At 59.2% G+C, this 11644-nt stretch carries 12 protein-coding genes; all 12 read right to left on the bottom strand.

Annotated elements, in window-relative coordinates; genetic code table 11:
- Positions 1-441: hypothetical protein (locus tag VD811_08290; protein ID HXV20970.1), on the bottom strand; the 441-nt coding region annotated here is incomplete at its 3' end.
- A gap of 230 nt (positions 442-671) precedes the next feature.
- Positions 672-1025 (bottom strand): hypothetical protein, encoded by a 354-nt coding sequence (locus VD811_08295; GenBank protein ID HXV20971.1) that lies wholly within the window; start codon positions 1023-1025, stop codon positions 672-674.
- Between the two features lie 134 nt (positions 1026-1159).
- The gene (locus VD811_08300; GenBank protein HXV20972.1) at positions 1160-1780 is read right to left on the bottom strand and encodes a DedA family protein; all 621 of its coding nucleotides are present in this window, start codon (positions 1778-1780) and stop codon (positions 1160-1162) included.
- A 101-nt stretch (positions 1781-1881) separates the two neighbouring features.
- A complete protein-coding gene (locus VD811_08305) occupies positions 1882-3237 on the bottom strand; it encodes an FAD-dependent oxidoreductase (GenBank protein ID HXV20973.1) in 1356 nt (451 codons plus the stop codon).
- 40 nt (positions 3238-3277) lie between these two features.
- A complete protein-coding gene (locus tag VD811_08310; protein HXV20974.1) occupies positions 3278-4114 on the bottom strand; it encodes an alpha/beta hydrolase in 837 nt (278 codons plus the stop codon).
- Between the two features lie 78 nt (positions 4115-4192).
- Complete coding sequence (locus tag VD811_08315; protein HXV20975.1) at positions 4193-4480, bottom strand: helix-hairpin-helix domain-containing protein; 288 nt, start codon at positions 4478-4480, stop codon at positions 4193-4195.
- Between the two features lie 343 nt (positions 4481-4823).
- Positions 4824-6176, bottom strand: a complete 1353-nt coding sequence (locus tag VD811_08320) for a radical SAM protein (protein ID HXV20976.1) — start codon at positions 6174-6176, stop codon at positions 4824-4826.
- Positions 6177-6308: 132 nt separating this feature from the next.
- Positions 6309-7424 carry an ABC transporter permease gene (locus VD811_08325; GenBank protein HXV20977.1) on the bottom strand — a complete coding sequence of 372 codons (1116 nt, stop codon included), beginning with the start codon at positions 7422-7424 and terminating at the stop codon, positions 6309-6311.
- On the bottom strand, positions 7421-8374 hold the full coding sequence (locus VD811_08330; GenBank protein HXV20978.1) for an ABC transporter ATP-binding protein: 954 nt from the start codon (positions 8372-8374) through the stop codon (positions 7421-7423). The genes VD811_08325 and VD811_08330 overlap by 4 nt, the downstream gene beginning before the upstream one ends.
- Positions 8358-9572 carry a hypothetical protein gene (locus tag VD811_08335; GenBank protein HXV20979.1) on the bottom strand — a complete coding sequence of 405 codons (1215 nt, stop codon included), beginning with the start codon at positions 9570-9572 and terminating at the stop codon, positions 8358-8360. The genes VD811_08330 and VD811_08335 overlap by 17 nt, the downstream gene beginning before the upstream one ends.
- A complete protein-coding gene (locus tag VD811_08340; protein HXV20980.1) occupies positions 9569-10090 on the bottom strand; it encodes a 4'-phosphopantetheinyl transferase superfamily protein in 522 nt (173 codons plus the stop codon). Before VD811_08340 ends, VD811_08335 begins: the two co-directional genes overlap by 4 nt.
- Before the next feature lie 238 nt (positions 10091-10328).
- A partial coding sequence (locus VD811_08345; protein HXV20981.1) for a polyketide synthase dehydratase domain-containing protein occupies positions 10329-11644 on the bottom strand: 1316 nt, incomplete at its 5' end.

The raw sequence follows: 11644 nt of genomic DNA on the forward strand, positions 1-11644 counted from the left end.
CGCCGGCAAATACTCGATCGCGTTATTGCCGACCGGCGCCCAGAATCCCGCCACCCATTGCCAGTCCCTTGCCCCCCTCGCCCAGTACCCCGGCACCCAGTACATCTCCGGCGGCACTGCCCGCCAGCAGCCGCTCACCCAGATATACCCGTCTCTTTCGGAGTCCCACGCCCAGTAGCCCGGCACCCAGGCAAACTGTCCGCCAGCGGGCCGCAGTGCCGACGGAATTTCCTCGATGTAGGGCGGCGGCTCCCTGGGCGCAGAAAAACCTCCCCGATCCTCGAAATTGACCGGTTGGGCGAAGGCCTCGTTCACCGGCCCGCGCGTCAGGACCTCCGGCTGCTCCTCCACCGGTATCGGCGGCGCTTGCCCTGCCGACACCCCGGACAGCAGCGTCATCGCCATAACCATGGCCAGCAAAATCATCAAGGTGCGCTTCATCTCGTCCTCCGTTCTTGAGAGCGACGCTAAACCCCAACACCGACGCCGTCTTGCGATTCCTCCAGAACAGGACATGGAAGCATTGAAAAACGGGAGGATATCCTCCACTGACCTGCGCAGCGACTACTGACCGGAGACCCAGTGCGCGGCGACTCTTGAGCACTCCCCCCGCCCTCCGGGGGTTGGTCTGGGCCATGCGGCATTGCCGATTGGCCTGTCGGCAAGCCGATCTAGCCACTTGCCGAGTCACGACTGGCAACCCTCCGCTCACTGTAGGACTTGCCTGTCCTGTCATCGACCCAATAACCCGGACGATGGTAATGAGCATAAAGCCGGGTCTCGTAATCCCGGGTCAACAGCGTCTCGGCCTTGAATTCTGGTGCCTGCCTGATGGTTGCGAGGGGAAGATTGACGAAGACTTTCGATTCGAGCCAACTCACCCGCTCGATCCAGTCAGGCGAAATCAAGACCATTTTCCCCGGCCACCAGTTCAGCTTATCGATAACCAGGTAACGAATCGCCCAGTGCTGATCGTCAAAGTAGAATCCCTTGACCTTGCCGATTTCCCCGTCGAGGCTGTCCAATGTGTAACCCTTAGCGTTTTGGCTTTGCACAGCATGTATGTCTCTTTTGGTTCTATGCATTTCGTGCTGGTTCACTTTTGCCGTCGATCGAACAGATATTCCCGTCAAAACGAAAACCGTCGGCGCAGGGCCTATTACGCGCGGATGCTCCGCCGCCCCCGCCAGCGCCAAAGCCAGACCAGGGCGACGGTGAGCAGCAGCCCGCTGCCGACAAGCTTGCCGGTGAATCCGACCCATTCCGCGGCTATCCGCCAACTCCCCCCTGCACCATAGCCAAGCGAGACATAAACACTCGCCCAGGCGATGCATCCCAGCGCATTGAAGAGGAGGAACTTCTGATAGCGCATGCGGCGGTCACCCGCGACGAAGGGCATCAATGGCCGCAACAGATGCAGGAAATGACTGCCGAAAGCGGCCTTGCCTCCATGTTTCGCGAATAAACCATCAACGCGGTCAAGGTGTTCCTGGCGCAGCCCAAACCGCATCCCATGTTTCACCAGCCATTGTCGTCCCAGCTGTCGCCCCAGTCCGTAGCCGATGCTGTCGCCCAGGATTGCAGCGATGGAGATCACAGCGATGAGGACCACTGGATCGAGCACTCCTTGTCCCGCAAAGAAGCCTCCCACCAGCACCAGGCTCTCACCGGGCATGGCCAGGCCCAGCACTGCCTGGCATTCCACCACCAGGACAAGAAAGAGCACAAGGTAACCCCAGGGACCGAGGGAGCCGACAAAACTGATCAGATATTCGAGCATGCTCTGTTTTGCTTCCTGAGGGTGACGATGGCATCTGTTGGTGTCTTGATGATGGGTGCCACGCAAATAAAAGGGCTTTTCCAGTACCGATACGTTTCTAGTCAGAGCTTCTTGGCCGCTTCACGGGCAGCGATCACGACCGGGTCCCAGACGGGCGAAAAGGGGGGAGCGTAGCCAAGGTCGAGATTAATCATCTCCTCCACCGTAAAACCGGCATGAAGAGCGGTTGCCAGGGTGTCTATCCGCTTGGCCGAACCTTCCATCCCGACAATCTGGCCCCCCAGCAGGCGGCCGCTGCCTCTTTCGGCCAGTACCTTTACGGTTATTTCCCCTGCGCCGGGAAAGTATCCAGCCTTGGTGCGACTCTTGATAACAGCGCTGACCCACTCGATGCCCAGGTTCCTGAGCTCCTTTTCCTGGAGGCCGGTACGGGCGACTTCCACTTGACATATTTTCGTGACGGCTGTTCCCACTACCCCGGGAAACGTGGCGTAGCCACCTCCCAGATTGATGCCCGCTACCCGCCCATGGCGGTTGGCGACAGTGCCGAGGGCGATATAGAAAGGTCTGCGGCTCACCAGATGGAACGACTCGGCGCAATCGCCTGCTGCCCAGATACCGGCAACTCCGGTTTCCATCCGTTCGTTCACCCGGATCGACCCTTCCTCCCCAAGGGGGATGCCGGCCGCCGCGGCAAGCGCCGTGTTGGGGTGCACCCCGAGGCCAAGGATCACGATGTCGGCCGGCAGGGTACGCTTGTCGGTGACGATCCCTGACACCTTCCCGGCCGTTGTCTCGAACTCCGTGAGCGTCTCCTCCAGATACAGGCTGACCCCGACATCGCGCAGTGCCTGGGATACCAGTGCCCCCATGTCCTCATCGAGGGTCCCCATCACCTGAGGTGGCCTGCTGATCAGGGAAACCTCCAGGCCATTCATCACCAGGGCTTCCGCCATCTCCAGGCCGATGTAGCCACCGCCGACGACAACCCCCTTTTTCATACCCCCCTTGTCGAGACGCCGGCGAATTTCCAGGCCGCTTTCGAGGGTGCTTACTCCGCAGATGTCGACGGCATCGGCACCGGGGAGGTCAGGGCAGGTAGGAACCGCGCCGGTGGCAATCAGGAGCTGGTCATATGGCTCCCACGCCGATTTGCCGCTTTTCAGATCGCGGACATGCACCTTGCTCCCCGCAGCATCGATCTCCTCCACCTCGTGCAGAACTCGCGCGTCGATTCCATCCCGCTCCCTGAACGCTTCCGGGGTGCGGATAATGAGCTTTTCTTTCGCGTCGACGACCCGGCCGACGTAGTAGGGAATCCCTCAGGCGGAAAAGGAGGTGTGGGGGCTCCGCTCGAAGACGACGATCTCCAACTCGGGCCGGCGACGCTTCGCCTGGGAGGCGGCGCTCATCCCCGCGGCATCTCCGCCGATGACGACCAGTCTCTCTTTGGCCATGATTCTTACTCCTTTATGCGGGGTCGCGTCGCTCGGTCGCCTACGCCTTGATGAACGCGAGCAGATCCTCGTTGACCTGGTCCTTGAGGGTCGAGCACATGCCGTGTGGTGCGCCTGGATAAATCTTCAGCGTGGCACTTTTGACGACCTTGGACGCGAGCAGGGCCGAGGCGCCGATCGGTACGATCTGGTCGTCGTCGCCGTGCAGGATCAGCGTCGGTACGTCGAATTTCTCGAGATCCTTCGTGAAGTCCGTTTCGGAGAAGGCCTTGATGCAATCGAAGACCCCTTTGAAGCCGGCCATCATCCCCTGGAGCCAGAACGAATCCCGAAGGCCCTGCGAGACCTTGGCGCCCGGCCGGTTGGCGCCGTAGAACGGCGTGGCCAGGTCCTTGAAGAACTGCGAACGGTCGGCGAGGACGCCGGCGCGGATCTCGTCGAAGACCGCCATCGGCAGGCCGCCGGGATTAGCGGCCGTCTTCAGCATCAGCGGTGTCACCGCGCCGATCAGCACGGCCTTGGCCACGCGTTTCGTACCAAAGCGGCCGATATAGCGGGCGACTTCGCCGCCCCCTGTGGAGTGGCCGACATGGATCGCGTTCTTCAGGTCGAGCGCGTCAACGAGCGCCGCGAGGTCGTCGGCGTAGGTATTCATGTCGTTGCCATCCCATGGCTGGCTCGATCGGCCATGGCCGCGGCGGTCATGGGCAATGCAGCGGTATCCGTGAGCACCCAGAAACAGCATCTGGTCTTCCCAGGCGTCCGCGCTCAGCGGCCAGCCATGGCTGAAGACCACGGGCTGTCCACTGCCCCAGTCCTTATAGAAGAGGTTGATGCGGGTTGCTTTTTCTTTCCCGACCGTTATGTAATCCATCATGGATCTCCTCTACATGACACAACTAAGTTGACACAGAAAGCCCGACAGCACCTGCCGGAAACCTTATCCCCGGACCGGTTACTGATCCTGGTCGCGATGCCCGCCAGCGGAGGCTTGATGGACTTTGCCCTCGCCTTTACCCTCCAGCCAGGTGTGCCGACCTTTTTCGGCTTCTCCCGTCATCTCTCTGGCCTGGGCGACGATAGCCCGCACCTTTTTCGGGTGCAGACCGGCAATCCGATCCAACCCTTTTTCTTGTGCAGCAGCCACCTTGGCGATGGTGTCGTAGCTGTGTTCGACCAGTCGCTGCGCCAGGACTTTCCCAATTCCATTAAGTTTTTGCAGTTCTTTCAAGTGATTGTTCATGGCCTTCTCCTCTGACTGCAATGTGGAATAGCGCAGAAAACCCCGCTGCGCGCATGCTCCGCTGAGAAGTTAAATCGCAAAAAACGAGCCAGAGCAGCACTGCCCATACGGCGCCTACAAGGGGCTGATTGTGCTGGGGAAAAGGGAAGGGAAGGGGGCGGGGTGAAGGGAAAGCCGTCGGTGACAGCCGTCATACTTGACGAGGCCGTCATATATGACGGCCCGAACGGGAGGGCTGTTTCCGATAGTGGCGGCGGTGGTCGTATTTCCGCCTGTGGGCGCCATGGGGCTGGAATATGGACTCATGAGAAGTGCCGCACCGCTTTTCCCCTCGACGCGCTCACTATTGCTTGCCGATTGCTTTCAAGGCCCCTGCAAAGGGTTGTGGATTTTTCAGGCCTTTGAAATAACGGTTACGGGTCGACAGGTTGAGCCCGGCGTACAGCTGGCAACCGAACAGAGTTCGTTTCCATGGGCTCATGCCAAAGAAGCGTTTCGTCATGGCGCCGAAAGAATAGGCTTGTCGGTTCAAACGGGCGTAGCCGTTGATGAGCTCGTCGGCAGTCATGCCCTTGGGTTGAAAAAGGAGGGTGTCCGGCGGATATCCCTTGAGCCACCAGTCCTTTGCGAACAACCTGTCTTCGCTTAAAAGGCGGGTGTATAAGCGTGTTCCCGGATACGGCGTGAGAATCCTCAACTGGACGCAATCCATACGGCTTTTCATGATGAACTCGAGGGTCTGCTCGAACACATCCTTGTTTTCGAAATCAAAGCCAAAAACAAAGCAGCCCAGTATGCCGAAACCTTCGGCATGGAATCGATGCATGGCCTGATAAAAATCGATCTTCAGGTTCTTTATTTTGTTCACCTCATTCTGTGTGGCACTCTGTACCGATTCGAAGCCGATCAAGAGCCCCATGCACCCCGCGCGTTTCATCAATCCCAGCAGTTCCACATCCTCGGCCAGGGATACGGTGCCTTGCGCCAGCCACTGCCGCCGCAGAGGGATCATTTCCTTAAAGAGTTTTTTCGCTTCCATCCGGTTCAAGCCAAGGGCGTCATCGACGAAGAAGAGGTTGGGGTAATCAATCGACTCTATTTCGGCGATGACCTCTCCAACCGGCCTGACCCGATAGCGCTGCCCCAGGGTTTGGCTAATGCAGCAGAATTCGCAGTCGTTCGGACAGCCGCGGGAGGTCTCGACGCCGATCGGGATGGGCGCATAACCGTTAGCTTTGGTTGCGGGAAAGAGATCTCGCCGAGGTTGCGGCAGGCCCTGGACATCGGTCATTTGATCGGCCCGGTAAATCCTTTGCATTTGTCCCGCGGCGGCATCCGCGACAAGTTGCGGCCAGATACCCTCGGCTTCCCCGACGACGACGGCGTCCGCATGCTCCAGGGCTTCCTCAGGCAATACCGTGGGGTGGATGCCGCCCATCACCACCTTTACCCCTTTGCGGCGATAGGTATCGCCGATCCGATAGGCTCTTGGCACGAGTTCGGTCAACACCGTGATGCCCACCAGGTCCACCTCCTGATCGATTTCATCGGGTGCAAATGCTTCCTCGACAATGGTAATCGTGTGGCCTGGCGGGGTGAGCGCCGCCAGCAGGGGAAGATTGACCCGCTGCAGCTTGAAGGGGGTGGATATCGTGTCTTCACGCTGTTCATGGGGCGCGATAAGCTTTATTTTCATCTTTTCACCTCTCTGGGTGACACTTCCCATACTTCCGACCAGCGACTTTTTTTACGGGGAAATAAACATAACCAGGGTAGGGGTGGCGCTTGCTCCGCCCAATCGGGGCGCGGCAAGCAGCGCTCCTACCAATCATCGGCCCTCTTCCCATTTGGTGGCTATGATGCCCAGGATGAAGACCACGGTTGCAAAAGCCCCGATGACCGTGGAGGCACGCAGCGCGGCGAGGTTGTCAGCAAATATCATCGATGCCCGGAGCCCCTCGTTTACGTAATAAAGCGGCAGTGTCCTGGCGAGCGTCTGCAGGAAACCTGGCATCAACTCGACGGGAAAGAAACTCCCCGAGAGGAACATCATCGGAAAGCTGATGGCGTTTGCGGCGGCGGCGGCGCTCTGCGCTTCCTTGACGAAGCGGGTGAGGATCATGCCGATGCCGACGAACGCTAGGACGTTGAGCAAAATGAAAGCGGGGAGCCAGGCATTGATATGCAGGCTGACATTAAACACCGCGTAGCTCACCAGCAGCATCGCCGTCGTGGAGACGACCGCGAGGATGAATTGGTACAGAATGTCCGACAGTATCCATTCGGTACGGGTGATGGGCGTAGTGGACAGTTTCCTGATAATCCCTTTCTGTCGCAGTTCGGTGTTCAGGTTTACCGTGCCGAACAGGCTCAGGGTCATCACCGCCATGGCGATGATGCCGGGAATGAAAAACTCGATGAACTGGTATTTCTTGGTGAGTATCGATTGTTCAACCGAGCTGATGAACGGCGGCAGCCCGGACATCTCCAGGTTTATCCGGGCGAGCACGCCATTGAGGATTTCAATTTTCGTCGGGACCGTAGACGAGCTGGGGTCGTATATGTAGGTGAGGGTGGAGGATGCTTTGTAGTCTCTCAGTGTCGTTCTCCGGATGACGGACACTTCAAAGCCCTTGGGAATGACGAGGACGAGGTCCACTTTGTTGTCCCTGACGTACTGCGTGGCGTCGATGGCAGGGTCCACCTTGATGACCTTGAACTTCCCGGCTTCCCCGAGAGTCTCGACGGACGTTTTTGACGAATTCGACTGGTCGAGGTCCTGCACGTGAAGTTGGAAGTTTATGTTGTCCTGGCCCATGAAGATCGTGCCGAACACGAGTATGAGAATAATCGGGAAGGCCAGCGTGAAGAACATGGTGGTCTTCTCGCGGTAGACGCCCATGAGCTTGATGAAGAGAGTTGCACCGACGACGCGCTGGTTCATGCCGAACTCTCTTCCCCGACGTGATCGTCGTGGAGCGCCTCGCCGGTAAGCTTCAGGAAGACCTCTTCAAGGTTGGGTTGCCGTACGTCCAGGCCGAGATAAGACGCCCCTTCTTCTTTGATGGCGCCCAGAATTCGCTGCACATCTTCCGTGTGCCCCACTCTGACCTTGATCTTGTTGCCATTGCAAAGAACCGGCTCGAAGCCCAGATTGCGGACGATTGCAGAGACTTTTGCATCAGCGGACAGCAGAGTGAGAATCTGGTCTTTGGCGTTGGCCACGATGAGTTCAACGGGGGAACCCTTGGCGATGATCTGCCCCTTGGAAATGATGGCGACCGTGTCCGCCAGAAGCTCCGCCTCCTCCATGTAGTGGGTGGTCAGCAGCACCGTCTTCCCCCCCTTCTTCAGCCCTTTCAGTACTTCCCACACCTCGTGCCTGGCGCGAGGGTCGAGTCCTGTCGTCGGCTCGTCGAGGAACACGACCTCGGGGTCGTTAACGAGCGCCAGGGCGATGCCAAGGCGCTGCTTCAAGCCGCCGGAGAGGTTTTTGTACTGCTCTTTGCTCTTGTCCTTGAGGTTCACGAGCGCGATCAGCCCATCGATATCGGTGTTCCTGCCGCAGTAAAGCCGTGCGTAGTACTGCAGGGTCTCTCTGACCGTGATCCTGTCGAAGGAGCTGAACCCCTGCGGGAGGACGCCGATGCGGTTGACGATGTCGTGTTTATTTTTGGCGACGTCCATGCCGAGAAGGGTCACTTTCCCGGAGGTGGGCGTGCGGATGGTATCGATGATCTCGACGGTAGTGGTCTTCCCGGCGCCGTTCGGTCCCAGCAGGGCGAACACCTCGCCGGTCTTGACGGTGAACGAGATGTCGTTGACTGCCAGTAAATCCCCGTAGCGCTTCGTCAGGTTCTCGACCTCGATGGCGTAATCACTTGCTCTGGTCATGCATCTCCAATTCGCCTATAGGGGCGGCAGTATTGCCAGTGATTACGTCACCGCCCACCAGAGCATCAGAAGCGGGGCGAGGCGGGACGGCGGGCCAAAAACCGAGGTGACTCAGGACCTTGTTGATCACCGCCGACTGCCAGACAAGAAGACGGTCAAACACCGGGTGGCGGTGTTTGAATAATATTAAGCTCGGTATGAACGTCGCGCCCAGGTGCGCTTTGGTCTTTTCCGTGCCCTGCCCCGTGTAATAGAGCGGTATTTTTCGCTCCACGCAGGTGCGGACATTTTCCAGCCAGGACAAGACATAAAGATTGTATTTCCTGCCAAGTCCGTAATCCATGCAGAAGTATCTATCCACCAGCGCTTCTTGCTTGACGAAGAGCAGATTGAAAGCCGCGAGTTCTTCCTGCACAAAATAGAGCGTGTATTCGGCGCCCGGTACTCTCTCGCAGATTTTATCGAAGAACAAACGGTTGTGCACGCCAAGCGCCATGGGGCTGCGCGCCACGGTATCCAGATAAAGCTGGAAGATCCTGTCCAGATAAGGAGAAATGGTACGGCTGCGAATGACCCGGACTTCAGGAGCCACCCGCATTTTGCGGTGCAGGTCCTTTCTCGCGGCCCCTGAAAGGCGATTCAGGTATTCCTCCACGCTGCTGAAATCAATCGGCAGTTGGGCACAAGGTCGAAATTGTACCCGGTTGAATTTCTTGCATGCATCTTCGGGTAGTCTGCCGTACTGATTGAAGTTGTAAAGCGCCACCATGTCGTTTTTGTGTTCGACGGCGAGCGTTTGCAAGGTGCTGAAGGCCATTTTGCAGGCCGCATCGAGGGTGTCCACATCGATTTGCGGATCAATCCCGATTTCACTCCATTCCCCTTCAACCAACCCCACGCCCAATATGCGGGGTTGAAAAATCGAGGGCATGAGACGACCTGCCGCTTTCAGCGCTTTCTTGGCCCAACCCTCCACAAAAGTGGACAGATCAAAGCGGGTTTCAAACAGCGGCAACAAGAGAATCGGAGCCTCATCGTTGAAGACCACGATGCTGCCCAGGTTAAAACCGTCGACACCGGATTCTTCCAACAGAAAAAGGAGGGGGGCGGTGATGGACGGCTCCGGGAAAAGCCGTCCCAGTGCTGCCGCCGACACTCCGTCCAGCCGCGGCAGGTAGTGGCACGCCAGGTTATTCATGAGGCTGTCGGTCTCCGCTGCCAGAGGGCGATGGAAAGCCACATCTGGCGCTGAGGAAACGAACGCACCCACAGGGTTTGGTTGGCCGCCAGGGGGAATCGCTCCCGAGCCTTTCCTGACAAGCCCACCGCAAAGGTATAGCCGCCGTCCCCGCAGGCCGTTCCCTCTGTCGCTGGATAGACGGCGATTTGCCGCGGTTCCACGAGATGGAAGGCACAACCCAGGGCTTTGACTGCAGCCTCCTTGATCGACCAGAGCAGGGCTGCGGCCGCTGCCAGATCGCCGTCCGCCAACTTCGCGGCATGTTCGAGCTCTGCTGGCTGAAAGACCCGGTGCAGGGGGTATTCTCCTTGAAATTCATCGGTCCCTGCCACATCGATGCCGATATCGGACTCATCGCCACAAAGCGCGGCCCAGACCTTTCCGCCACTCTCGCTGAAGGAGACGGCCGGACCTGGAGAATCTCCCAAAAGGAGATGCGGCCTGCCGAGCAGACCACGTACCAGCTGTATCGGCAATGCTTCTGCGGCGGCGGATTGACAGCATTGCCAACGAGGACTTTCCGTGGCCGCAAGGTGATCCAACAGGGTGGAGACGAGGCGGTGCCTGGTTTCGCTCCCCCGTGGCAGGCAGGCATGGAAGACCGGCCCGCTTCCGTGCAAGAAATGCACGGCATGAACGGTTGATCCCTGGCAATCCTCAGTCACCGCCACTTCCATGCTTCTTGCCGATCTCGTCCTTTTCGAGCCTGCCGGTTCAGGCCGATACCCAGTGCATCCGCAACCCCTGAATCTGCATGATGGTGCGGCCTTGCTCGTCAATCCCGCGGGCGTCCCAGGCGAGGCCGTCTTCGCCCCGTGCCCGCAAGCGGGCCTCCAGGATGAGCTGTTCTCCGGCCCGGCATTGACGCGAAAACCTCATCTCGCCGATCTCCAGGGGAATCAGCGAGCGTCGCTCCGAGGGGTCCGTTGCTGCCAGGTGGAAGGCGGCCAGCTGCAGCAGAGCCTCGCAAAGGTAGGGCGAGTATTGGTACCGGGCGCTCGGCAGGTTGGCAAAGTCACTGGTCTCCCGGCAGGTGGTCCGACCCCGCACCACTCCCGGGCCGGCACCGTCCAGACGCTCCATTACGCGATACCGGCCTTCGAGGCCGCTGCGGTCCTTGTACCATTTGAGAACGTTTTTCGGGTCCATGCCCCTGGTCCGCAATTCGTCCGGCCGGACGGGAAAGTCCGGGAGTTCCCCCCCGGGATACTCTCCGCCGCCGGCAAGGATCACCTGACCCTGGAAGTGCGGGGTGAAGCGGTCGGTCAATCTCCCGGCAGGAGTAATCTCCCGGGCGGCGAGAGAGACCTCGCACACAACCTCCCGCTCGCCGCCGCCGGCCCGGCGGCAGAAGATTCTGGACGGCCGGGGGAGGCCGATCGGACATTGAATCATGTCCATGAGCCGCACCTGGCGAACGCCGCGCACCTGCAAGTGGGGATACAGGATCCGGGCGGCTTCCATGAAGGTTTCCAGGACCATGGCGGCGGAGACCAGAGGGTGCTGGATAAACTTGAAGGGCCGGTGATCCGCGATCCAGAGATCCTTCTCCCGGGAGAAGGTTCTGCCGGCTTCCAGCTCTTCCTTGCGGAGGTCGAGGCGAGAGATCTCCTCGATCATGGGAAAGTCCTCGGACCGCAAGGAAACGGTACCGCCAGCCAATTCACTCTTGAGTACAGGGCGAGTGGTATCAAGGCGCGGCGCCGTCTTCACAGCTGGCAGCTGCCGCATGAACATCACCCAAACGTCGTCGGCCGGGGTGGCCAGGAGCTCACGGCAGAAAAGCCCCGCAAGCTCATTGGCATGGATGTATCCCACGCCCTTGCGCTTCAACAGCTCCCGGATCTCCGGATCCTCAGCCATGCCTGCCCCTTCGATGGGGGGAAGCATCAAGGCCTTGAAGCGGATCGCTCCGTTTTCCCGGTGGAGGTTTCCGAGCAGCGCCGACATCATCCGGTTGGCTGCAGCGTAGTTGGTCTGGCCGGGATTCCCCTGGATCGCGGCGGCCGAGGAGAGGCCGACGAAAAACC

This window comes from Desulfuromonadales bacterium (assembly GCA_035620395.1).
Taxonomy (GTDB): Bacteria; Desulfobacterota; Desulfuromonadia; order Desulfuromonadales; family DASPGW01; genus DASPGW01.

Excerpts from the sequence above, each read along its gene's own strand:
- VD811_08300 (HXV20972.1), bottom strand. The coding sequence starts at position 1,780 with ATGCTCGAATATCTGATCAGTTTTGTCGGCTCCCTCGGTCCCTGGGGT.
- VD811_08310 (HXV20974.1), bottom strand. The coding sequence starts at position 4,114 with ATGATGGATTACATAACGGTCGGGAAAGAAAAAGCAACCCGCATCAAC.
- VD811_08315 (HXV20975.1), bottom strand. The coding sequence starts at position 4,480 with ATGAACAATCACTTGAAAGAACTGCAAAAACTTAATGGAATTGGGAAA.
- VD811_08320 (HXV20976.1), bottom strand. The coding sequence starts at position 6,176 with ATGAAAATAAAGCTTATCGCGCCCCATGAACAGCGTGAAGACACGATA.
- VD811_08325 (HXV20977.1), bottom strand. The coding sequence starts at position 7,424 with ATGAACCAGCGCGTCGTCGGTGCAACTCTCTTCATCAAGCTCATGGGC.
- VD811_08330 (HXV20978.1), bottom strand. The coding sequence starts at position 8,374 with ATGACCAGAGCAAGTGATTACGCCATCGAGGTCGAGAACCTGACGAAG.
- VD811_08335 (HXV20979.1), bottom strand. The coding sequence starts at position 9,572 with ATGAATAACCTGGCGTGCCACTACCTGCCGCGGCTGGACGGAGTGTCG.